Consider the following 21,626-nt stretch of genomic DNA (forward strand, 5'->3'; position numbering starts at 1 on the left):
TGGGACAAGAGCTCGACTGCCTTTTCGTTGGCCAGGGTGTGAAGCCGGAGAAACCAAACCCTGTTCTCTTTACCACCAGGTCCGGCTGACGCGGCCCGCTGAGGACAATTCGGCGCGGGCCCGATGGTTCCGTGCTTCGGAGCCGAGAAGATAAGGCACCGAGGCAGGGCGTGCCGGGCCCGCCGCCGACAAAAAACCGCCCCGGATGGGAGAGCCGGGGCGGCAATTGTGGGAAGCAGTTCGGGTATCCGGGAACTGCACAGGCAGTAACTCGTCCGCGCGGGAAAAGTTTCCTGCCAGACCGATGAGGCGTTCTACTTCGACGTCTGCGGCGGGACCTCGCCCGGCTTGATCACCGGCATCTGGCTGGTGTCGGCCGGCGGAGCGGTAGCGTTCTTGTCTCCGGTGGGCGGAGGCTTCAGCACACCGTCGCAAGGCGCCAGGCTGGCGGTCAGGTTGTTGGACTGATCATTGGCCTGCGCTTGCGGGGCCTGCGCTTTCGGCTGCTCGCCGGTCTGACTAGGGGTCGCGTTGGCATCCGGTTTGACCTGGCAATCCTCGATCTGCGGATTCTCCAGCTGTGTTTGGGCCGCGGCAGTCATTCCCGGCATTTGGCCCGACATCAGGACAATGGCGAAGCCAAGAAGTGCTTTCTTCATTGGAGCCTCCTTATGGATTCGGCAACCGCCGACGATCGGGGAGAGCCGTTCGCCTTGGCAGACCGACGTCGACTCTGGCCCCGTTCGTCGTGTTTGCCACCGGGTGGCGGTGGGGCACCGGGGCATTCGTCATCCCCTTCTCGAGAGACAACGCTATCGAAGAGACAACGCATGCCGGCCGAAAAGGTTGGCTTTCGGTCGAGGCTGCGGTCTCGGCAGGGCGTGGCGCAGGTACATCAAAGTTAAATGCGCGGATGCTGCCGGAGTGCTAGTCGCTCGCAGCTTGGGGGGACTCTACGAGGAGAGTCCCATGGAGATTCGAAATCTGATCGGCACACTGTTCAGATCATTTCTGCGCCAGGGTGCCCCGGCCTCCCTGGCCGATCCAGTCCTCGCGCGCCGACGTGCCGCTCAGGCCGCGCCCGCCGTACCGCCCGCAGCCGCCCAGCCGGCCGGCGAATAACTAGCTTGCCGCTTCTTCAGCGCCTGCCCGTGCAACCGGTCGGCGGCATCCTCGTTATGACGATCCAAAAACATGTGGTGGCAACGATGAGACCCTTTCGGACCAACAATTATCTTTTCATTCTGGCGGCAGCGGCGGTGACCGCGGCGCCCTTCGCCGGCCTCGCCTGGCGCGCGCAACAATGGCTTGGATGGTGACCGGGGATGAGTAGATTCCTGCCGCTCACCATCCGCTTCGTCACTGGCGGCTCAATGGTGGTTTCGTCCATCGCCGACGCAAGGAAGGCGTTGGACGGAGCCTGGAAGAACAAGGAAGCGCCCGACTATGTCGCGGCGGCACGGCTGGTGAACGACGCCATGGCGGGCATTTGCCGTCCGGCGGTCGCCTTCGACGCTTTCAAGCAGGCCGCCGCCCGGCAGGGCCTGCTGAGGACGGCCGACCCGAGCGCGGCACTCTCGATGCTCGACGCGCTGTGGTCTGGCGACGACCAAGGGCCGCCGCGCTGACGCGTCCTCACCTTGGCTCGTTCCTCATGCTGAGATAGGTCGGGTCGAATTCCGCAATGGCGACCAGACGGTTCCAGTCGAGGATGTCGATCAGGTGGTTGGTCCAGTTGATGACGTTCATGCGCCGCAACGTGCCGATGACCCGATTCATATGGACGACGGACAGACCGAGCACATCGGCGAGTTCGGCCTGCGAAAGCGGCAGATTGAAGCTCATGACCCGCGTCTTCTTCACGGCCTGCAGCCTGACGAAGAGTTCGCATATCAGATGCGCCAGATGCGCGGTCTTGGAGCGGCGTCCCATGGCCACGATCCATTCCCGGTGGATGGCGCCGTCCACCAGCGTGTCCAACCAGAGCAGCCGCGTCAAATGCGGGGCCTTTTCGGTGATTTCCCGCAACTTGCTGTGCTCCGCCGCGATGATATGGCAGGGCGACAGCGCGACGATGCCATGGTCCATGGTCTTCAGGAGAAAAGCGTGCAGATCGACGAAATCGCCGGCAACATGGAGCGCAGTGAACTGCCGGCCGCCGTCCTCCAGCACCTTGTAGCGCGCGGCAATCCCGTCGACGATGAGGGTGCTGAAAGTTGGCCTTGATCCTTCGGCGACGAGATCCTCGCCAGCGACGAAATACTTCTCCACTGATGTGGCGCTGGCCAGCAACGCTTTCTCGCTTTCGGAGAGAGCATCGTGCTGACCCAGGTTCAGATAAAGGGGTTCCAGCATGCGCGCCCGCCCGTTGTGGATTTTGCAAGGGCCTAACGTTGCAGAGCCGGGCCGGGTTGCAGCGGACCACCACACCGCCAGCCACCGGCAAGCAGTCCCCGGCCAAGACGGTCCGTTGGAACCATGATCGCGCGCAGGGATTGAACGTCCAGGTTGCGGCGGATGCTTTCGCGGATGGAACGCTTCTACTTCGATTTGTACAACACCGTGCACACGCAAATGGACAGCGAGGGGCAGCTCTTCTCCTCACCAGAAAACGCGCGAAAGGAGGCGCTCAGGATCTTGCAGGATGTCGCGCGCGACGAGATGCCGAACAGTGAGAACCTCAAGATCACCATCAAAATGCGCACCGACAAGAGAGGCCAGATATTCGAGGCGTCCCTTACAGTCAAATCCGCCTGGAGTTGACCGCGGAAGGCGCCAGCCGAGAGAAGCCGCGGCCCGAGCAACCATCCCGCCCGCGGCCATTCCGCCTGTGGAGAGCAAAGCATGTTCGGCGGTTTCGAAAGCGCGGAAGTCGATACGGGCGCGGCACGGACATTCATCCGGACTGCCGGCAGCGGCCCGGCGCTGCTCCTGCTGCACGGCTTCCCCGAAACGCATCTGATGTGGCGCGACGTGGCGCCGAAGCTGATCGACCGCTTTAGCGTCGTCTGCGCCGACTTGCGCGGCTACGGCAAAAGCTCCTGTCCGCCATCCGATCCGGATCATGCGCCCTACGCCAAGCGCGCCATGGCTGCCGACCTCGCGGCGCTGATGACGAAGCTCGGCTTTGCCCGCTTCATGGTTGCCGGCCACGATCGCGGTGGGCGCGTTGCGTATCGCCTGGCGCTGGACCACCCAGACCGCGTCGAGAAGCTTGCCGTGCTCGACATCGTACCCACCGCCGATGTCTGGGACAGGGCCGACGCCCGGCTGGCGCTGGGCTATTGGCCCTGGTCGCTCTTGGCGCAAGCCGAGCCGCTGCCGGAGACGATCATGACGGCGGCCGCGGATGCGATCGTCGACAACGCGCTGGCTGGCTGGGGTTCCTCGCCTGCCGCCTTTCCCGCCGAGGTCCGGCAGGCTTATGCCGAGGCCTTGCGCGATCCAGCCCACGCGCACGCCATCTGCGAGGAATACCGTGCGGCAGCGACGCTCGACCGTGAGCACGACCAGGCGGACCGCAAAGCCGGCCGGCGCATCGGCTGCCCGATGCTGGCGCTATGGAGCGGACATGGCGCGCTCGCCGAATGGTACGCGCGAGAGGGCGGACCGCTGGCACTGTGGCGGGAGTGGGCCGACAACGTCAGCGGCGGGGTCAGCGGCGGCCCGATGCCCGGCGGGCATTTCTTTCCCGAGGAGGCGCCGGCCGAGACAGCCGCAAGGCTCGGCGAGTTTTTTGCCGGCTACAGGCCGTAAGCCAGGGTGAGGTAGATCGCCGGCGCAACGATAAGGCAAAGCGCCATCACAATCACCACGGCATTGCCCAGGCGCTCGGCGCGCCTGGCGATGTCGGTGACATCGTCGTCGTCGTTGAGGAATTGGAGAATCGAGGTGTCGGCGAGGACAGAGAGGCGATTGTCGTTCGCGGGCAGGCTTTCAGGCTCTCGCAGATTGGGCTTTACAGAAATAAAGGTCAAAACGTCGTCTCGCTTTCGAAGCCGGCCGCGCGACTTCCTGGTTCCAATGATTGTGGATGGTATTGGATGCCCGCCATTTGCGCGGAAACGGCGGGCACCCAAAACGGCGCCGATGAAGGGGACTTCGTCGACGACCGCTACCAACTCGAAGCCTTCGCTTTGGTTGCCGTCGAGGGCCCAATGCGCGAGCCACTCCGACTTCAGTCGTAGGAAAGAGACCGACCGTGGCCCCGGGCCCTGGGGCCCGCGCGGACCGGCGACGCACGACAAGGCTGTCGCGGCATGGTCGGGCTAAAAGGATTCACGAAATATTTCGTGGGGGAACATCGATCGCGGGCAGCGGTTCTCATTGCTCAAGGCGGTCGAACCTCCTTGAATCAAACCCCGAAGACCAATCCCCAACAACGGAGCTGCAGATATGCCTAATCAAGGCGGAACTCACCAACAGCACGTCAAAGCAGGCCAGCAGAGCCACAAGAACCGCGACGATCAGCGTCGCGGCCAGCAGCAGGCCGAGGACCGCAACATGCGTCAGCAGGATTCAGGTCAGCACCGGGGCGGCAGCGGCAACTTCGCCGAAGACCGCGAACGTGCATCCGAAGCCGGCCGCAAGGGCGGCCAGCGCTGAGCTTAAGCAGGCGTCCCGCGATCCCTTCGCGGGACGCCGCCCAGAACATCCAATTTGGAACTTCTTCCCCTCCCCTTGGTTCCTCCGAAACCCCGGCGGCTCGGCCGTCGGCAGGACGTTTGAACGGAGGCAACAATGTCCGTGCGCACACTTCACCCCGAACGTGTCGATGAGACACGTATGCAGGCCTATTCGACCTTCGCTCCGCTGCTCATCACCGCCCTGAGCCAGAAGCTGGCGCGCTGCCAAGGCAAGAGCGAGATGGACAAGGTCGAGGCGTCCCTCATCCGCGTCATCGAAGAAGCGGACGTCGTCACGGGAGACGTCGAGGCAATGAAGGAGTTCGCGATCGAACTCGTCGTGTCCACGCTGCGCAATGTGCGCGAGCATCCCGACGCCAAACAGGATGTGGAACAGATCGACGGCCGCCGCACGCAAGGACGCTCGGAGAACCCGGACACGCTGGAAGAACAATTGCAGTCCGGTCTCGAAGATAGTTTCCCGGCGAGCGATCCGCCCGCGGTCGTCTCCACCGCCATCAGCGGTGGCGCGAAGGACATCGTCGGCACCGACGAAGTGCTACGCCGCCAGAAGGAAGCTGCCGAGCGCGGGCACGAAAACGAGAAGGCGTAGCCCCGGCCCCGCACGACCGCAGCCCCTTTCAGGCGCCCTGCCTCATCGCGGTCGCCAGCTCGGCGAAGGAACCAGTCCTTTCGCCAAGGGTTGGTTATCGGAAGGAGAAAACGATGGATAAAAGCAAACTTCCACATCGCCCGGGCGCTGGCCGAACGGCACAAGACGCAAGGCTGCCGACCAAGGGCGGCGACGATCCGGACGTGCGGTTCCTGGCCGAGAACACCGACCTTTCACCGAAGCAGGCGCGCGAGCTGATCCGCGAGCACGGGCACGACCGCGACAAGCTGCTTGAAATCGCACGAACCATGAAGGCCGAGGGCTGACCGGCTCTCTGAAAGCGAGGCAATGATGAGCAATTCACCCCGTACCGGACGTCCAGGCACATCCGATCAATGGCCACGTTGGGAAGGTCCGAAAGCCAATCGGCCGAGAGGCTATCTGCCAGCCAAGGACGATCCCGACGAGGATCGCGACGCGGCCGGCGAGAACAACAAGGACCCCGAGCGGTCCGATCTCGGCGACGCGGTCAAAACGAAGAAGGAGCCGTAGCGGCTCCTCTCGGCGCAACAGGAGAAGAAAAATGCCACGCGGAGACAAATCGAAATACACCGACAAGCAGGAGCGCAAGGCCGACCATATCGCCGAGGGCTACGAAAAGCGCGGCGTCTCGGAGAAGGAAGCCGAGCGGCGAGCCTGGGCGACCGTCAACAAGGACGATGGCGGCGGCAAGAAGGCGGGCGGCTCGGGCCGCGGCAAGCACACCGGCCATCCGGCGGCGCACAAGGGCGGCAAGGCCGGCGGCAAAGCGTCAAGCTCGCGCTCGGCGGCCGAGCGTTCTGCTTCCGCCAAGAAGGCGGCGGCGACGCGCAAACGCAACGCGGAGCACCACGCGCATCATTAGGCGTGGGTTCACCTTCTCCCTTCCCGGAGACCGGCGGATAGGCGCGCAGCGCCGAGACGATAGAGACGAAACGAGGCGCTGGGAAACTGGCGCCTCATTGCCGCGCGGCGGTCCTTCCAGCAGCATCCGGACGCTTCGCGGCCACCTTCTCCCTCAACGGAAAAGGGAAGATCTAAAGCGGCATCTCCGAAGTTTGCTTGACCGTCTGGCTGGGAACGTCGGTCTTGACGTTCTGCACCCCCTTGATGCGACTTAAGTGCTCGGACTGGAAGCGGCGATAGTCCTCGATGCCCGCCGCCACGACCCGCACCAGAGCGTCGCAGTCGCCCAGCATCAGATAGCATTCCAGCACCTCGGGCAGCTTGGCCACTTCCCTGGCGAAATGCTCGATCGTGTCCTCGTCCTGCTGCTTCAGCCAGATGCGAGTGAAGAAGGTATGACCGCGACCGATCTTGGCCGGGTTGAGCACCGCGACATAGCGGTCGATGACGCCAGCCTCCTCCAGCAATTTTACGCGCCTGAGACAGGGTGACGGCGACAGGCCGACCTCTCTCGCAAGATCGTTGTTGGCCATGCGCCCGTCGCGCTGCAGGGCGCGCAGGATCCGCTTGTCGATCTCATCCAGCTTCATGGCGTCTGATTCCAATATTGGCTTAATTCTCGCTATCCAATGCCAAACCTTGGCAGAAACGGCGCATCTTCGCAACCCGATTGCGGAGCATTTCGGCTATGGTGGCCAGCGATAACCGACCATCGAGCAACCGGAGAAGGCCGCCCCGCAAGGCTGGCCGAAGAAGAGCCATGAGCGTTTCCGAGATAACCCTGGGCCACCCTCCCGCCGAAGCACGCGGCGCCGAATTCCGGCGGGGCGCCGCCGCCTCGACGCCGGTGCTGCTTGGCATTGTCCCCTACGCACTCGTGCTGGGCGCGCAGGCGGCGCAGAAGGGCTTGAGCGTCGTCGAGGTGCCGTTGATGACGGGCCTCAACTTCGCCGGCGGCTCCGAATTTGCCGCCATCCAGCTCTGGACCTCGCCGCCGCATGTGCTGTTGATCGCCGCCATCACATTGCTGGTCAACAGCCGGCATTTCCTGATGGGCGCGGCACTTGCGCCGTTCCTGCGCCACCTGCCCAAGCGCAAGGCGTTCCCCGCGCTGTTCTTGATGTGCGACGAGAGCTGGGCGCTCGGGCTCGCCGACGCGAAGCGCCGCGCGGCAGGCGGGCTGCGGCCAGCATTCAGCCTCGCCTATTATGCGGGAACTGCCCTTCCTTTCTATCTTGCCTGGGTGATTTTCACGACCTGCGGAGCGGCGCTCGGGCCGGTGCTTGGCAACGTCGAGCGCTACGGCTTCGCCATGGCCTTTCCGGCAGTGTTCCTGGTGCTGCTGCGCGGCATGTGGAAGGGTTTTGCCGCGGCGCGCCCCTGGCTTGTCAGCCTCGCGGTGGCGGCGGCAACTTATCTCGTCGTTCCGGGCGCCTGGTACGTGGCGGCAGGCGCGCTGTCCGGGTTGGTGTCCGCCTGGCTTCTGGCAGGTGAGAAATGATCGAGCCCTGGACCGTTCTCGCCATCCTTGCCATGGCCGGCGTCACCTATTTGACGCGGATCGGCGGCTATGTCGTGCTCAGGAACCGCACGCTCAGTCCACGCGCTACCGCCGTGATGGAAGCCGCGCCCGGCTGCGTGCTGATCTCGGTGATCGCGCCCGACTTCGTGTCGAAGAACCCGGCCGACCTGGCGGCGCTCGCCATCACATTGCTCGCGGCGACAAGACTGTCGATGCTGCCGACGGTGGTCATCGGCGTGGCTTCGGCCGCGGTATTGCGGTGGGTGATGGGCTAACGCCGGCGGCCGTCCTCTGCCCTGCCGGGCATGTCCCCCAATAGAAGGGAGGAGATTGGCTCTCCTTCGCATCAACCGCCGTAGAGCCCAATTCCGTCAGACTCTATCGCGGCGGCCTTGTCGATCCTGCCCAGATGCTTTTCCAGCACCCCGTTCAGCCGGTCGCTGTCGGCGCCTTGCGGGTCGATGCGGCGACCAGTGTATCGAGCGGAATGCCGAGCTGATCCAGGCCGAGCTGCTGTTCGATCTCGGCAATCGCGGAGGGTGCTCGCAATTTTGGCCGTCGCTTATCTTGCGGCACCCACCCGGACTTGTGGCTCCTCAACCGCGGCCCGCGCCACGATCGCTTCCAGCGGCTCTGGCCGGTGCAGGAAATAGCCTTGGCCATAGGCGACGCCCATGCCGACGAGGATCTCCAGCGCGCTTTTCTCCTCGACCTTCTCGGCCACGACGGCGCAGCCCATCGAGCGGGCGATGCCGGCGATTGCCGAGACGATCTCGCGGTCGAAGCGGCTGTCGGCGATGTGCTGGACGAAGGAGCCGTCAATCTTGATCGCATCGATAGGAAAGCGCCGCAGATATTCGAACGAGCTCATGCCGGCGCCGAAATCGTCGAGGCTGACACGGCAATGGCGCAGCCTTGCCCGGCGCACGAATTCCTCCGCTGCGTCGAAATTGGTGACAGCCGCGGTCTCGGTGATCTCGAAGCCGATTGCAGACGGCGGCGCGCCGTTCTCGGCGATCGCCGCGTCGACGAAATCCCAAAGCTGCGGATCGGAGAGCGTCTGCGCCGACAGGTTGAAGCCGAGCGAGACGGCGCCGGAGAGCATCGCCCTGCCATGGCGCGACAGCGCCGTGCGGATGATCCAGCGGTCGAGCCGGGCGGCAAGGCCGAAGCGTTCGGCCACCGGCATGAACTCGCCCGGCAAGATCAGCTTGCCGTTGCGCGCCTCGAGCCGCGCCAGCACCTCGACATGGCGGCTGTCTTGCCAAGGCCTGCCGAGGCGATGGATCTCCTGGCCGAACAGCTTCAACCGGCTGTCCTCCATGGCATCGACCAGATCGGCGGCAAGCCGCGCGGCGTTGAGGCCGCCGGCTCCGGAAGCTGTTTCGGCCGAGAACACGGCGAAGCGGTCGCGCCGCCGGCTTTGGCGGCGTAGCAGGCATCGTCGGCGCAGGCGAGCGCATCGGTTACGGTCGTCCGGCGATCGCGCACGAAGGCGATGCCGATGCTGGCGGCTAGCCTGCGGGACGACACGGTGGGGCCGAGATCGGCGTCGCGCACCGCCGCGAGCACGGCACGCGCCAGCCGCTCGGCGCAAGCGTCGTCGCAGTTCGGAACCAGCAGCGCAAATTCGTCGCCGCCGAGGCGCGCGGCGTGCGCCGAGGGCGGCAGGCTGGCGCGGATGCCGCCGGCGACGCTCTTCAGCGCGATATCGCCCGCGGCATGGCCGGCATAGTCGTTCAGCGCCTTGAAGTAGTCGAGGTCGACATAGAAGACGGCAAGCGGCAGCCGGTCCGCCGCGCCGATGTTTTCGGCGAGCAGCCGGTCGAAGGCCGAGCGGTTCCACAGCCCGGTCAGCGCATCGTGATGGGCGGCGTAAGCGAGCTCCTCGGCGCGCTTCGTCTCGTCGGTGATGTCGCGTACCGTGCCGAGGATCTGGCCGGCCGAGCCGGCGCCGGCGATCAAACGCACCAGCGACTCGACATGGCGGACCGAGCCGTCGCGCCGGACGATACGGTATTGCGTGGCGGTCACGCTTTTCGAGCCCGGCGGCGGCAGATGCGCGCGCTCGGTGGCCTCCTTGTCGTCCGGGTGGAGATAGGTGTGCCAGAGATCGGCCGTCACCTCGTCGGTATCGCTGACCAGGCCGAAGATCTCCCTGGTGCGCGGGTCCCAATAGCTCTTGTTGGTGCCGATATCGTAGTGCCAGATGCCGGTGCCGCTGGCGGCGAGCGCGAGCCGCAAGCGGACATTGACCTGCTCAAGCGCGGCCTCGGCCTCCTTCTGCCTGGTGATATCGGTCTGCACGCCCATCAGGCGCAGCGGCTTGCCCTCGGCATCGCGCTCGACGATGCCGCCGCGGTCAAGCACCCAGACCCAGCGGCCGTCCTTGTGCTTCAGCCGTAGTTCCGTCTCGATCGACTCGGTGTCACCAGCGATATGGCGGTCGCCGCTCGCCAGTGCTCGCTCGCAGTCGTCGGGATGAGTGAGCTTCAGCCACAGATCGGAGGTATCGAGCTCGCCCTCGGCATAACCCAGCATCCTCCACCAGGTCGGCGAATAGTAGCAATCGCCCGTCGCGAGATTCCAGTCCCATAGGCCGAGCTGGGCGCGATCGAGCGCCAGCGCCCAGAATTCGCCGTTGCGTTTGTTGTCGTCCGCCATGCCCTCGTTCTTGCCGTCCCCGTTCGGGCATAGTGCATGAAAGCTGACAAGAAAGGGTTACTGGGGTGAAGCTGCCAATCTCCCCTTCTGGGTGCCCTTGGGGGGAGATGTCCGGCAGGGCAGAGAGCGCGAAGGATCGCGGCATTGATTAGCTCGATCAAGCCGGTGACCGATCGGCAGGCATCGCTCTTCGCTGAAAAAGTCGGGGGACAGCGCTCCCCTCTGCCCTGCCGGGCATCTCCCCAAAAACAATGGGCGATGCTAGCCGCCCGCCGCCAGCCTTCGCCTCACCACCGCCGCGTGGAAACGCGCGCCATGCAGCAGGCCTTCATCGTTGAAGTCGTAGGTCGGGTTGTGCAGCGGGGCGGAATTGCCGTTGCCGAGAAAGACGAAACAGCCGGGCACCTCGGTGAGGAAGCGGGCGAAATCCTCCGAGGCGGTCATCGGCTCGGCGGCGATGCCGACGGCATCGCCCGCCAGCACCGTTCGGGCCGCAGCAAGCACATCATCCACCAGCGCCGCGTCGTTGATCAAGGGCACGAACTCGCGCGTGTAAGTAACGTCAGATGCTACGTTATAGGCCTGCGCCGTGCCTTCGGCGATGCGGCGCATCTCCTTCTCGATCGCCGCGCTCACCTCGGGCCGGAAACTGCGGCAGTCGCCAAGGATGCGGGCGAGGCCGGGCAGCGCGTTGCGGGTGCCGTCGGTGATGAGCTCGGTGACCGAGACGACGCCGATATCGACGGGGCTCAGGCGTCGCGAGACAATGGTCTGCAGGTTGACGACCAGCGCGCAGGCGGCAACCAGCGTCTCGCGAGCGTCGTGCGGCCTGGCGGCGTGGCCGCCCAAGCCTTTCAGCACGATCTCGAAATTGTCCTCGGCCGACATGATCGGACCGCTCCGGGTTTCGAAGTGGCCGATGGGCAGGCCCGGCATGTTGTGCAGCCCGAAGATTTCCTCGAAGGGAAAGCGTTCGATGAGCCCGTCTTCGATCATCGCAAGCGCGCCCCTGCCCCACTCCTCGGCCGGCTGGAAGATGAACCGCACCGTGCCGTCGAAGCCGCCTTCCTGCGCAAGCAGCTTCGCCGCGCCGAGCAGCATGGCGGTGTGACCGTCATGGCCGCAGGCATGCATGGTGCCCGGCGTCTGCGAGCGCCAGGCTTGGGTCCCTTGCTCGGCGATGCGCAGCGCATCCATGTCGGCGCGCAGCGCAATCGCGCGATTGCCGCTGCCCCTGGCCAGCGTGCCGACAACGCCGGTGCCGCCTATGCCTTCCGCGACTTCGAGCCCGAAGGCGCGAAGCTTCTCCGTCACGAAGGCGGCGGTGCGCTTTTCCTCGAAGCCGAATTCCGGGTGGGCGTGGAGGTCGCGCCGCCAGGCTGTCATCTCGCGATGCAGCTGCTGCTGGTCGAGTTCAGCCATCTTCTCTTCCCCAGCCCTCGTTCCAGGCGAGTGTTCCCGAAGTTGCGCTTCGTTTCCATCGATTCCGGAGGGAAGCCCGCTTTCCTGAAAATCCTTCAGGCGATCTGCAGCTCCAGCTCCCGCGGCACCGCCCCGACCAGCTCGGTGTAACGGCCGGCGTCGGTCGCGCCTTCCGAATTGATGACGACGACGCGCGACGTCGCATCGAGCCCGAGAGCCGCGCGCGTGCACTTGTCTCCGGCTGCGCGGATCAGCCCGGCAAGCCCCGCGCCGCCGCTCTCGCCGGAAACGATGGCCGGATCGTTGCCCAGGGGCCGGGCCAGCCGGTTCATCACCGCGACCGCGTCGTCTTCGTCAACGGTCATGAAGGCATCGCCGACGCGGGACAGCACCCGCCAGGCGATCAGGGACGGCTCGGCGCATTCCAGCATCGCCATCACCGTCGACCGCTGAGGTGCGATCGTTACGGGACGGCCGGCCTCCACCGAGGCGTAGACGCAAGCCGAGCGCCTCGGCTCGACCACCACGGCCTTCGGCCGCCGCTCGCCGAGCAGAATCGCCATATAGCCGGCAAACGCCGCCGCAAAGCCGCCGACGCCTGCCTGCAGGAAGACGTGCGTCGGCGGTTCGGCCATATGACGCAGCGCCTCGCGCACGATCACCGTGTAGCCCTGCATGACAAGCCCCGGAATGCGCTCGTAGCCGCGCCAGGAGGTGTTGGAGACGATCTTCCAGCCGCGCTCGGCGCCGACCCGGGCGACCTCGCGGACCGCATGATCATAACCGCCCTCGACCTGCACGATCTCGGCGCCGAAGCGGGCAATGGCCGCCACGCGCTCGGCGCTGACGCCGGCATGGACGTAGATGACCGAACGCGCGCCAACGAGGCCCGCCCCCTGCGCGACCGATCGGCCGTGGTTGCCATCGGTGGCGCAGCAGAAGGTCATCTGGGCGGCGATAGCGCGCAGCCTCGGATCGTTGATTTCGCAGATATCGACTTCGCGACCGAAGCGCTTGCCGGCCTCTTCCAGCACCAGCCGCATGACGGCATAGGCGCCGCCCAGCGCCTTGAAGCTGCCAAGGCCAAGACGCTGGCCCTCGTCCTTGACATGCAGTGCTGCGATGCCGAGGCCATTGGCGAGCGCCGGCAAGGCATAGAGAGGCGTTTCGGCATGGTCGTCGCGCGCCCTGAGATAATGCTCGGCCCGGTCGGCGCCCGCCAGGCCGAGGGCCTCGGCGTCGGCCGGCACCAGCGGCTGGTTGTGTTCGGGGCGCTGGTTGATGAGCAGCATGCTATTCTTTCTTCGATACACTGAACTTTTTTGACGCGCGCGAGAATCGCGCTCCCTGATCTGGCTAGTGATTGAAGTTTGTTTCGATCAGATGTCGCCGGATTCCCGCCTTGGTGGCACGCAACGTTTCGAGATGACTATTTTTGGTGGTGCTTCGCCTGGTAGCACCTGCCGTCGACAACCATAACGTTTGGTTCCGCGATCAGTCGGCTGCCAGCCGGGCGGCGACGCCAAGCAGGACATTGGCGCCGGCAACCAGCTCGTCGGCGGCGGTGGACTCGGCCGGATTGTGGCTGATGCCGCCCCGGCTCGGCACGAAGATCATCGCGGACGGCGCAATACGGGCAATCATCTGCGCGTCGTGCCCCGCGCCCGACGTCATGCGCCGGCAGGAGAGGCCGGCGGCTCTGGCGCCATCCTCGATCAGCGAGACGATGCCGGCATCGAACGTCACCGGCTCGAAGCGGGCCAGGCTTTCGGCATGGATGGTGACGCCGGCGCTTGCGGCAAGGTCGTCGAGGAAGGCGGCGAGCGCCGCTTCGGCTTCGCGAAGATGCATTTCGTTCGGATCGCGAAGGTCGATGGTGAAGATCGCCGGCGACGGGATGACGTTGATCGCGTTTGGCTCGAAAGCGATGGTGCCGACGGTGGCGACCGTGGGTGTCGGCGAGGCGCTGGCCCGGTCCGCGAGGAAGCTGATCACCCGCGCGGCGGCGACGCCGGCATCCTGGCGCATCGACATCGGCGTGGTGCCGGCATGGTTGGCCACGCCGTCGATGGTTATGCGCTGCCAGGAAATGCCCTGCAGGTTCTCGACCGCGCCGATGGCGATGCCCTCGCGCTCCAGCACCGGCCCCTGTTCGACATGCAGCTCGACATAGACATGCGGCTTGAGGAAGCCGGGCTGATGTCGGCCGGCATAACCTATGCGCTCCAACTCCTTGCCCAGCACCGAGCCGTCGGTGCCGATCGAGGCCAGCGCCTCTTCGATATCCCGGCCGCCGGCAAAGACCAGCGAGCCCATCATATCAGGCGAATAGCGCACGCCCTCCTCATTGGTGAAGGCGGCGACCACAAACGGGCGCGCCGGCGCAAATCCTGCCTCCTTTAGGCTCTCGATCGCTTCGAGGCCGGCAAGCACGCCGTAGCAGCCGTCATAGATGCCGGCGTCGATCACCGTGTCGATGTGCGAGCCAAGCATCACCGGTTCCTGGCCGGCATCCGCGTCGCCCTGCCAGATGCCGAAGATGTTGCCGATGCGATCGATGGCGACGTCGAGCCCTGCCTCTTCCAGCCAACCGACAAGGCGGTCGCGGCCAAGCTTGTCCATGTCGGAGGCGGCGACGCGGACGAGCCGGCCCTGCGTATCGCGACCGAGGCTGCCGAGCTCCTCGATACGGCCAAGCAGGCGGTCGGCATTGATCGTCAGATTGCTCATGCCGGCTGCCTCGCCAGCGCAACCTCGTCCGGCGCCATCCCGACCAGCTCGGCATAGCGGCCGGGGTCGGTCGCGCCTTCGGAGTTGATGATGACCACGCGCGACTGGGCATCGAGGCCGAGAGCCCCGCGCATCTTCTTGTCGCCGGCAGCGCGGATCAGCCCGGCGAGCCCCGCCCCGCCGCTCTCGCCGGAAACGATCGCCGGATCAGTGCCTGAAGGTCGCGCCAGGCGGTTCATCACCGAAACCGCGTCGTCCTCGTCCACGGTCATGAAAGCATCGCCGAGCCGCGACAGCACGCGCCAGGCTACGAGCGACGGCTCATAGCATTCGAGCATCGCCATCACCGTGGGCTTGCTGTGCGCGATCGCGGCTGGACGCCCCGCCTTCGCGGTGGCGTAGACGCACGCCGCCCGCGCGGGCTCGACCACGATTGCCGCAGGGCGATCCTCGCCTAGCACGATGGCGAAATGGCCGGCCACTGCCGCGGCGAGGCCGCCGACGCCGGCCTGCAGGAAGACGTGGGTGGGCGACTTCGGCAAGCGCCTCAGCGCTTCGCGCACGATAACCGTGTAGCCCTGCATCACCAGCCCCGGGATGCGCTCATAACCCGGCCAGGATGTGTCGGAGACGACGGTCCAGCCGCGCTCGGCGGCGACGCGGGCGGCTTCCCTGACCGACTGGTCGTAGTCGCCGGCGATGCGCACGATCTCGGCGCCGAAGCGGGCGATCGCCGCCACGCGTTCGTTGCTGACGCCCGAATGGACGAAGATGACGGAGCGCGCACCGAGCAGGCCGGCGCCCTGCGCTACCGAGCGTCCATGGTTGCCGTCGGTCGCGCAGGCGAAGGTCATGCCCGAGGCAATCGCCTTCACGTCGGGCCCATGCAGTTCCGCGACCTCGATGGCGCGGCCGAGCCGTTCCTCGGCCTCTTCCAGCACCAGTCGGATGACGGCGTAGGCGCCGCCCAGCGCCTTGAAGCTGCCGAGGCCGAGGCGCTTGCCCTCATCCTTGACGTGGAGCGCGGCGATGCCGAGTTCGCCGGCCAGCGCGGGCAAGGCATGCAGCGGCGTCTCGGCATGGTTGTCGCGTGCGGCCAGGAAGCGCTCGGCCTCGGCGGCTCCGGCTAGCCCAAGCGTCGCGGCGTCTTCATCGGTCAGCGGCTGGCGATGGCTCGGGTGGTGGTTGAGCAGGAACATGGATCGGCTTTCTCTGTCTTGTTGGCTGAAATTTATTGCAAGTCCAGTGAGAAAGGCGCTCTGTTTCGGCACCTGAAATGCAAGTTTGTTTCGTTTAGATGCTGTCATGTCCATTTTGCCCGACCTCGACGCATTCGACCGCGCCATCCTCGCCATCCTGCAGAAGGACAACAGCACGCCCCAGCGCATTATCGGCGAGACGGTGAACCTCTCGGCGCCGGCCGTGCAGCGGCGCATCAAGCGCATGGAGGAAATGGGCGTCATCCGCGCCAATGTCGCGCTGGTCGATCCGGCCAAGGTCGGCCATCCGATCACCATCTTCGTCGAGGTCGAGGTGGAGAGCGAGCGGGCCGAGTTGATCGACGCCGCCAAGCGCGGCTTCGCCGCGGTGCCGGAAGTGCAGCAGTGCTATTACGTGACCGGCGAGGCCGACTTCATCCTGGTCGTCACCGTGGCGACGATGGCCGACTACGAGGCGCTGACCCGGCGATTGTTTTTTGAGAACAACAACGTCAGGCGGTTTCGCACGTTCGTTGCGATGGATCGGGTGAAGGTCGGGCTGGAGGTGCCGGTGGGCGCACCTCACTCAACATGATCCCTCGGGGCATTTCGTATCGCGGCATGATACTCTGCGCTTGATCTCGGAGACGTATCATGCAAAGATACGTTGCGAGGGGCAGTGGATGATACGTTCGTTCAGAGACAAGACCACTGAAGCGATTCGACAGGCAAAGCTCCGAAAGGATTTCCGGCAGATCTCATTCGTGTCGCTCAGCGGAAACTGTTCATGCTGGACAACGCAGCCGAACTGGCCGACCTCAAAGTCCCACCGGGAAATCGGCTTGAAGCGCTGAAGGGCGATCGCGCCGGTCAGTACTCAATCCGTATCAACGACCAATTTCGTGTTTGCTTTCGGTGGACCGATGGAGGAGCGGACAATGTGGAGATCACCGACTACCATTAGCTAAACCAACCAGCTCTGTCCGACAGGAGCGGAACCAATGATCAACCTCGATAAGCCTATTCATCCCGGCGAGATATTGCGGGTCGAGTTCCTTGAGCCACTCGACCTGAAGCCCTACACCCTGGCGAAAAAGCTTCACGTCCCACGTACCCGTATCGAGCGCCTCGCCAACGAGACCACGCCCGTTACGCCGGACACCGCTCTGCGTCTCGCCAAATTCTTTGGCACCACGCCACAGTTCTGGATGAACATGCAAGCCAGTTACGACCTGGCCGTGGAGGGCGCGTCGCTGCAGGAAGAGCTCAAGGAAATTAAACGGTTCGAGGCGGCTGCTTAAGAGCTCTTGCCGCCCTCCCTTCCCAGCAACCGCGCATAGATCTCCCCCACGATCCCGCGCCGGAAGATCAGCACGCAGACCATGAAGATCACGCCGGTCGCTATCGTCACCGGGAAGCCGGAGGTGGCAAGCGTGTTCTCGAGGCCGACGACTAGACCGGCGCCGACCACCGGGCCGACCATGGTGCCGATGCCGCCAAGAAGCGTCATCAGGATGACCTCGCCCGACATCTGCCAGGTGACGTCGGTGAGGGTCGCGAACTGGAAGACGATCGCCTTCACCGCGCCGGCGAGGCCGGCAAGGGCCGCCGACATGACGAAGGCGGCGAGCTTGTAGCGGCCGACGGAATAGCCGAGCGAAATGGCACGGTTCTCGTTCTCGCGGATTGAGCGCAGGATCATGCCGAAGGGCGAGTTGACGATGCGCCAGATGGCGAAAAGGCCTATCAGGAAGATGGCGAGCACGAAGAAATACATGTTCATCGGCACGTTGAGGTCGAGCATGCCGAAGAGATGGCCCCGCGGCATGCCCTGGATGCCGTCCTCGCCTTCGGTGAAGGGCGCCTGCACGCAGAAGAAATAGAACATCTGCGCCATCGCCAGCGTGATCATGGCGAAATAGATGCCTTGCCGGCGGATGGCGAGGAAGCCGACGACGAGGCCCATGCCTGCCGCGCCCGCAGCGCCGAGCAGGATGCCGGCCTCGGGCGGCCAGCCCCAGGCTTTCACGGCATAGGCGCAGAAATAGGCGGCGCCGCCAAAGAAGGCGGCGTGGCCGAAGGAAAGCAGCCCGGTGTAGCCGAGGAGCAGGTTGAAGGCGCAGGCGAACAGCGCGAAGCACAGCATCTTCATGACGAAGATCGGATAGATGACGAACGGGGCGGCGACGAGCGCCATGATCCCCAGCGCCACAAGCGCCCGTTCCAGCCGGACGGAGGCAGCGGCGCGCTCTGCGTGAAGGGTCGCCTCGCTCATCTTACGCGTCCCTTCCGAACAGGCCCGCGGGGCGGAGCAAAAGCACGATCGCCATGATGACGAAGACCACCAGGTTCGAGGCCTCCGGATAGAAAACTTTGGTCAGGCCCTCGGCGAGGCCGAGCATGTAGCCGGTGACGATGGCGCCGAGGATCGAGCCCATGCCGCCGACCACGACGACGGCAAAGACGACGATGATGAGGTCCGATCCCATCAGCGGGCTGACCTGGTAGACGGGCGCCGCAAGGATGCCGGCCAGCCCGGCAAGTGCTGCGCCCAGCCCATAAGTGAGCGTCAGCAGCAGCGGCACGTTGACGCCGAAAGCCTGCACCAGCTCGGGGTTCTCCGTGGCGGCGCGCAGATAGGAGCCGAGCCTGGTCTTTTCGATCAGCAGCCAGGTGCCGATGCAGACGATGAGCGAGGCCACCACCACCCAGCCGCGGTAATTGGGCAGGAACATGAAGCCGAGATTGGTGCCCCCGGCAAGCAGGGTCGGCACCGCGTAAGGATTGCCGGAGACGCCATAATAGAAGCGGAACACGCCTTCGATGACCAGCGCAAGGCCGAAGGTGAAAAGCAGGCCATAGAGCGGGTCGAGCCGGTAGAGCCGCGACAGCGCTACACGCTCCACCACGATGCCGAACAGGCCCACGGCCAAAGGCACGATGATCAGCGCCGGCCAGTAGCCGATGCCGAGATGGACGAGCAGCAGATAGCCGATGAAGGCGCCGAACATATAGAGCGCGCCATGGGCGAAATTGATGATGCGCAAGAGCCCGAAGATGACGGCCAGCCCGAGGCTGAGCATGGCGTAAAAAGAGCCGTTGATCAGGCCGACAAGCAGTTGGCCGAGCAAGGCTTGGATGGGGATGCCGAAGATCATGGTCATTTGGCCATCATACCCCCAGCACCTCGTGCAGTTTGTCGGTGTGCGCCGAAAGCTGGCCGACCGGGAAACCTTCCACCACCTTGCCGTGATCCATCAGGTAGAAGCGATCGGCGATACGGGCGGCGAAGCGGAAATTCTGCTCGACCAAAAGGATGGTCATGCCACGCTTCTTCAGCGTCGCCAGCAATTCGCCGATGCGCTGGACGATGACCGGCGCAAGGCCTTCGGTCGGCTCGTCGAGCAAAAGCATTTCGACGCCGGTCCTCAGGATGCGGGCGATCGCCAGCATCTGCTGCTCGCCGCCGGAAAGCTTCGTGCCCTGGCTGTTGCGACGTTCCTTGAGGTTGGGGAAGAGGTCGAAGATCTCCTCCACGCTCATGCCGCCCTTGGCCACCACCGGCGGGAGGATCAGATTCTCGTCGACGGTGAGCGTGGCGAAGATGCCGCGCTCCTCCGGCACGAAGCCGATGCCCTGATGGGCGACACGATGCAGCGGCAGGCGGATCAGGTCCTTGCCGTTGAAAGTGACGCTGCCCGTCCGTTTGCGGATCAGCCCCATGATGGCGCGCAGCGTCGTCGTCTTGCCGACGCCGTTGCGGCCAAGCAGCGTAACCGTCTCGCCGCGCAGGACTTCGAGGTTGACACCGTGCAGCGCATGGCCCTCGCCGTACCAGGCATGAAGGTCGCGCACGGCAAGCAGCGGCTCACTCATGCTCGGTCCCCATATAGGCGACGCGCACGCGCTCGTCCTGGCTCACAGTAGCGTAGTCGCCGGCGGCAAGCACCTGGCCGCGCTCCATGACGGTGATCCAGTCGCAGAGATCGGCAACGACGGTGAGGTTGTGCTCGACCATCAGCACGGCGCGGTCTTTCGCCAGCGAGCGGATGATGCCTGAGATCGTGCCGACATCCTCATGCCCCATGCCGGCCATCGGCTCGTCGAGCAGCAGAACTTTTGGATCGAGCGCCAGCGTGGTGGCGATTTCCAGCACACGCTTCCTGCCATAGGAGAGATCGCCCGCCAGCCGATGCGCGGCGTCGTCGAGCCCGACGATGGCGAGCAGCTCGCGCGCCCGGGGCGTGAGCTGGTCCAGCGCCGAGACCGGGCGCCAGAACTGATAGCCCAGCCCGCCCGGACGCTGCAGCGCGACGCGCACATTGTCGAGCACGCTGAGATGCGGAAAGATCGCCGATATCTGGAAGGAGCGTACAAGCCCCATGCGCGCCACCCTGGCCGGCGGCGTGCGGGTGATGTCGGTGCCGAGCAGCTGGATGGTGCCGCTGGTCGGCTGCAGGAATTTGGTCAACAGGTTGAAGATGGTGGTCTTGCCGGCGCCGTTCGGGCCGATCAAGGCATGGATCCTGCCGTGGTGGACGTCGAGGTCGACATCCTTCACGGCGACGAATCCGGCGAAGTCGCGCCGCAAGCCGCGGGCGGAAAGCACCACCCGCGGCGTCTGGTCGATGCCATCCCGGCGGACGGCGGTGACGGTGTCGAGCGTCACTTGCTGACGAGCGGGCAGCCGCTGTCCTCGGCTTTCATGAAGGCCTTGTCGCCGGGAATGGTCGCCAGGTAGGTGTAGTAGTCCCAGTCCTTCTTGCTCTCCTCCGGCTTCTTGACCTGGTAGAGATACATGTCGTGCACCATCGAGCCGTCGGCCTGCACTTTGCCGTTCACAGTGAACACGTCGTTGACCGGCATCTCATGCAATTGCTTGGCCACCGCTTCGGTCTCGTCGGTGCCGGCCTTGTCGATGGCCTTCAGATACTGCGTCACCGCCGAATAGGTGCCGGCCTGGACCATGTTGGGCATGCGGTTGGTGCGCTTGAAGAAGCGCTGCGCGAAATCGCGGCTCACATCGTCGCGGTCCCAGTAATAGCCTTCCGTCAGCACCACGCCCTGTGCCGCCTGCAGGCCAAGGCCATGCACTTCGGCCAGCGTGAAGAGCAGCGCCGCCAGCCGCTGGCCGCCGGCGACGATGCCGAACTCGGCCGCCTGCTTGATCGAGTTCGAGGTGTCGAGGCCGGCATTGGCTAGGCCGATGATCTTGGCGCCGGAGGACTGCGCCTGCAGCAGGAAGGAGGAATAGTCGGTGGAGCCAAGCGGATAGCGCACCTCGCCCAGCACCTTGCCGCCACTGGATTCCACGAGCTTGGCGGTCTGGTCCTTCAGCGAATAGCCGAATGCATAGTCGACGGTGATGAAATACCAGCTGTCGCCGCCCTGCTGCACCAGTGCGCCGCCGGTGCCGACCGCTTGGGAGTGGGTGTCGTAGGCCCAGTGGAAACCATAGGGCGAGCACTGCTTGCCGGTGAGGTCGGTGGAGGCGGCGCCGGTGACGATGTCGATCTTCTTCTTTTCCTTGGAAAGCCCCTGGACGGCGAGCGCGACGGAAGACGTGGTGAGCTCCATGATCGCATCGACCTGCTCGGTGTCGTACCACTGGCGCGCGATGTTGGAGGCGATGTCCGGCTTGTTCTGGTGGTCGGCGCTGACGATCTCGATCGGCGCGCCCTGCACCTTGCCGCCGAAATCCTCGACCGCCATCTTGGCGGCCTCGACCGACCACTTGCCGCCGAAATCGGCATAGACGCCGGACTGGTCGTTCAAGATGCCGATCTTGACCTTGCCGTCCGAGATTTCGCCAGCCGCCGCCGGCATTGCGGATGCCGCAATGAGCGCGGCGGAGACGAGATAGGATGCTTTCACTGGTAGTTCCTCCCTTGTGGCCAACCACGGGA

General features: G+C 65.0%; 28 protein-coding genes and 1 pseudogene. 14 read left to right on the top strand and 15 right to left on the bottom strand.

Annotation, left to right across the window (positions count from 1 at the left end):
- Positions 1 to 314: 314 nt before the first annotated feature.
- Positions 315 to 659 (bottom strand): hypothetical protein, encoded by a 345-nt coding sequence (locus A9K71_RS17575; protein ID WP_066998389.1) that lies wholly within the window; start codon positions 657 to 659, stop codon positions 315 to 317.
- 468 nt (positions 660 to 1,127) lie between these two features.
- Here A9K71_RS17575 and A9K71_RS31590 point away from each other — a divergent pair, with 468 nt between their 5' ends.
- The gene (locus A9K71_RS31590; RefSeq protein WP_095784242.1) at positions 1,128 to 1,319 is read left to right on the top strand and encodes a hypothetical protein; all 192 of its coding nucleotides are present in this window, start codon (positions 1,128 to 1,130) and stop codon (positions 1,317 to 1,319) included.
- 6 nt (positions 1,320 to 1,325) lie between these two features.
- Positions 1,326 to 1,628 (top strand): DUF982 domain-containing protein, encoded by a 303-nt coding sequence (locus tag A9K71_RS17580; protein WP_066998392.1) that lies wholly within the window; start codon positions 1,326 to 1,328, stop codon positions 1,626 to 1,628.
- A 7-nt stretch (positions 1,629 to 1,635) separates the two neighbouring features.
- Here the strand turns inward: A9K71_RS17580 and A9K71_RS17585 are convergent, their stop codons facing one another.
- Entirely contained in the window at positions 1,636 to 2,355 is a 720-nt protein-coding gene (locus A9K71_RS17585) for a Crp/Fnr family transcriptional regulator (protein ID WP_066998395.1), read from the bottom strand.
- A 174-nt stretch (positions 2,356 to 2,529) separates the two neighbouring features.
- On the opposite strand from A9K71_RS17585, the gene A9K71_RS17590 reads away from it, so the two are divergent.
- Positions 2,530 to 2,763, top strand: coding sequence for a hypothetical protein (locus tag A9K71_RS17590; RefSeq protein ID WP_066998532.1), 234 nt, complete (start codon positions 2,530 to 2,532; stop codon positions 2,761 to 2,763).
- Positions 2,764 to 2,844: 81 nt separating this feature from the next.
- The gene (locus tag A9K71_RS17595) at positions 2,845 to 3,756 is read left to right on the top strand and encodes an alpha/beta hydrolase (RefSeq protein ID WP_066998398.1); all 912 of its coding nucleotides are present in this window, start codon (positions 2,845 to 2,847) and stop codon (positions 3,754 to 3,756) included.
- On the opposite strand, the gene A9K71_RS31595 is transcribed toward A9K71_RS17595, so the two are convergent.
- Positions 3,744 to 4,121 (bottom strand): hypothetical protein, encoded by a 378-nt coding sequence (locus A9K71_RS31595; RefSeq protein ID WP_156752701.1) that lies wholly within the window; start codon positions 4,119 to 4,121, stop codon positions 3,744 to 3,746. The genes A9K71_RS17595 and A9K71_RS31595 overlap by 13 nt on opposite strands.
- A gap of 274 nt (positions 4,122 to 4,395) precedes the next feature.
- Between A9K71_RS31595 and A9K71_RS33030 the strand changes: the two genes are divergently transcribed.
- From A9K71_RS33030 to A9K71_RS17625, 5 genes are all read left to right on the top strand, one after another.
- The gene (locus A9K71_RS33030) at positions 4,396 to 4,605 is read left to right on the top strand and encodes a KGG domain-containing protein (protein WP_066998404.1); all 210 of its coding nucleotides are present in this window, start codon (positions 4,396 to 4,398) and stop codon (positions 4,603 to 4,605) included.
- A 135-nt stretch (positions 4,606 to 4,740) separates the two neighbouring features.
- On the top strand, positions 4,741 to 5,238 hold the full coding sequence (locus A9K71_RS17610) for a hypothetical protein (protein WP_066998406.1): 498 nt from the start codon (positions 4,741 to 4,743) through the stop codon (positions 5,236 to 5,238).
- A gap of 113 nt (positions 5,239 to 5,351) precedes the next feature.
- A complete protein-coding gene (locus tag A9K71_RS17615; RefSeq protein WP_066998409.1) occupies positions 5,352 to 5,564 on the top strand; it encodes a hypothetical protein in 213 nt (70 codons plus the stop codon).
- Positions 5,565 to 5,586: 22 nt separating this feature from the next.
- Positions 5,587 to 5,790, top strand: a complete 204-nt coding sequence (locus tag A9K71_RS17620; protein ID WP_066998411.1) for a hypothetical protein — start codon at positions 5,587 to 5,589, stop codon at positions 5,788 to 5,790.
- A gap of 31 nt (positions 5,791 to 5,821) precedes the next feature.
- The gene (locus A9K71_RS17625) at positions 5,822 to 6,142 is read left to right on the top strand and encodes a plasmid stabilization protein (protein ID WP_066998413.1); all 321 of its coding nucleotides are present in this window, start codon (positions 5,822 to 5,824) and stop codon (positions 6,140 to 6,142) included.
- Positions 6,143 to 6,314: 172 nt separating this feature from the next.
- On the opposite strand, the gene A9K71_RS17630 is transcribed toward A9K71_RS17625, so the two are convergent.
- Complete coding sequence (locus A9K71_RS17630) at positions 6,315 to 6,773, bottom strand: Lrp/AsnC family transcriptional regulator (RefSeq protein ID WP_066998416.1); 459 nt, start codon at positions 6,771 to 6,773, stop codon at positions 6,315 to 6,317.
- A gap of 170 nt (positions 6,774 to 6,943) precedes the next feature.
- Here A9K71_RS17630 and A9K71_RS17635 point away from each other — a divergent pair, with 170 nt between their 5' ends.
- Positions 6,944 to 7,684 (top strand): AzlC family ABC transporter permease, encoded by a 741-nt coding sequence (locus A9K71_RS17635; protein WP_066998419.1) that lies wholly within the window; start codon positions 6,944 to 6,946, stop codon positions 7,682 to 7,684.
- Positions 7,681 to 7,980, top strand: coding sequence for an AzlD family protein (locus A9K71_RS17640; protein ID WP_066998426.1), 300 nt, complete (start codon positions 7,681 to 7,683; stop codon positions 7,978 to 7,980). Before A9K71_RS17635 ends, A9K71_RS17640 begins: the two co-directional genes overlap by 4 nt.
- Positions 7,981 to 8,267: 287 nt before the next feature.
- Here the strand turns inward: A9K71_RS17640 and A9K71_RS32635 are convergent, their stop codons facing one another.
- The 6 genes from A9K71_RS32635 to A9K71_RS17665 all read right to left on the bottom strand — a co-directional run bounded on the left by A9K71_RS32635 (position 8,268) and on the right by A9K71_RS17665 (position 15,720).
- Positions 8,268 to 9,104 carry an EAL domain-containing protein gene (locus tag A9K71_RS32635; RefSeq protein ID WP_245299659.1) on the bottom strand — a complete coding sequence of 279 codons (837 nt, stop codon included), beginning with the start codon at positions 9,102 to 9,104 and terminating at the stop codon, positions 8,268 to 8,270.
- On the bottom strand, positions 9,011 to 10,369 hold the full coding sequence (locus A9K71_RS32640; protein WP_245299660.1) for a diguanylate cyclase: 1,359 nt from the start codon (positions 10,367 to 10,369) through the stop codon (positions 9,011 to 9,013). The genes A9K71_RS32635 and A9K71_RS32640 overlap by 94 nt, the downstream gene beginning before the upstream one ends.
- Before the next feature lie 261 nt (positions 10,370 to 10,630).
- On the bottom strand, positions 10,631 to 11,791 hold the full coding sequence (locus A9K71_RS17650) for a M20 aminoacylase family protein (protein ID WP_066998429.1): 1,161 nt from the start codon (positions 11,789 to 11,791) through the stop codon (positions 10,631 to 10,633).
- A 95-nt stretch (positions 11,792 to 11,886) separates the two neighbouring features.
- Positions 11,887 to 13,083: a diaminopropionate ammonia-lyase gene (locus A9K71_RS17655; RefSeq protein WP_066998433.1), complete on the bottom strand. Its 1,197-nt coding sequence runs from the start codon at positions 13,081 to 13,083 to the stop codon at positions 11,887 to 11,889.
- A 202-nt stretch (positions 13,084 to 13,285) separates the two neighbouring features.
- Positions 13,286 to 14,521, bottom strand: a complete 1,236-nt coding sequence (locus A9K71_RS17660; protein WP_066998437.1) for a Zn-dependent hydrolase — start codon at positions 14,519 to 14,521, stop codon at positions 13,286 to 13,288.
- Positions 14,518 to 15,720, bottom strand: coding sequence for a diaminopropionate ammonia-lyase (locus A9K71_RS17665; protein ID WP_066998438.1), 1,203 nt, complete (start codon positions 15,718 to 15,720; stop codon positions 14,518 to 14,520). Before A9K71_RS17665 ends, A9K71_RS17660 begins: the two co-directional genes overlap by 4 nt.
- 106 nt (positions 15,721 to 15,826) lie before the next feature.
- Between A9K71_RS17665 and A9K71_RS17670 the strand changes: the two genes are divergently transcribed.
- The 3 genes and pseudogenes from A9K71_RS17670 (at position 15,827) to A9K71_RS17680 (ending at position 17,021) form a co-directional block, all read left to right on the top strand.
- The gene (locus A9K71_RS17670) at positions 15,827 to 16,315 is read left to right on the top strand and encodes an Lrp/AsnC family transcriptional regulator (protein WP_066998440.1); all 489 of its coding nucleotides are present in this window, start codon (positions 15,827 to 15,829) and stop codon (positions 16,313 to 16,315) included.
- 88 nt (positions 16,316 to 16,403) lie between these two features.
- Positions 16,404 to 16,684: pseudogene (locus A9K71_RS17675) on the top strand (type II toxin-antitoxin system RelE/ParE family toxin).
- A 37-nt stretch (positions 16,685 to 16,721) separates the two neighbouring features.
- On the top strand, positions 16,722 to 17,021 hold the full coding sequence (locus A9K71_RS17680; protein ID WP_066998444.1) for a HigA family addiction module antitoxin: 300 nt from the start codon (positions 16,722 to 16,724) through the stop codon (positions 17,019 to 17,021).
- Here A9K71_RS17680 and A9K71_RS17685 read toward each other — a convergent pair.
- From A9K71_RS17685 to A9K71_RS17705, 5 genes are read right to left on the bottom strand one after another with little or no spacing between them, the layout of a single operon-like run.
- Positions 17,018 to 17,995, bottom strand: a complete 978-nt coding sequence (locus A9K71_RS17685; RefSeq protein ID WP_066998446.1) for a branched-chain amino acid ABC transporter permease — start codon at positions 17,993 to 17,995, stop codon at positions 17,018 to 17,020. The genes A9K71_RS17680 and A9K71_RS17685 overlap by 4 nt on opposite strands.
- A 1-nt stretch (position 17,996) precedes the next feature.
- Positions 17,997 to 18,884 (bottom strand): branched-chain amino acid ABC transporter permease, encoded by an 888-nt coding sequence (locus A9K71_RS17690; RefSeq protein ID WP_066998448.1) that lies wholly within the window; start codon positions 18,882 to 18,884, stop codon positions 17,997 to 17,999.
- Between the two features lie 7 nt (positions 18,885 to 18,891).
- On the bottom strand, positions 18,892 to 19,596 hold the full coding sequence (locus tag A9K71_RS17695; RefSeq protein WP_066998451.1) for an ABC transporter ATP-binding protein: 705 nt from the start codon (positions 19,594 to 19,596) through the stop codon (positions 18,892 to 18,894).
- On the bottom strand, positions 19,589 to 20,389 hold the full coding sequence (locus A9K71_RS17700; RefSeq protein ID WP_245299661.1) for an ABC transporter ATP-binding protein: 801 nt from the start codon (positions 20,387 to 20,389) through the stop codon (positions 19,589 to 19,591). The genes A9K71_RS17695 and A9K71_RS17700 overlap by 8 nt, the downstream gene beginning before the upstream one ends.
- On the bottom strand, positions 20,386 to 21,594 hold the full coding sequence (locus tag A9K71_RS17705) for an ABC transporter substrate-binding protein (protein ID WP_066998453.1): 1,209 nt from the start codon (positions 21,592 to 21,594) through the stop codon (positions 20,386 to 20,388). The genes A9K71_RS17700 and A9K71_RS17705 overlap by 4 nt, the downstream gene beginning before the upstream one ends.
- Positions 21,595 to 21,626 lie beyond the last annotated feature (32 nt).

The organism is Mesorhizobium sp. WSM3873, assembly GCF_001672445.1.
Lineage (GTDB): Bacteria > Pseudomonadota > Alphaproteobacteria > Rhizobiales > Rhizobiaceae > Mesorhizobium.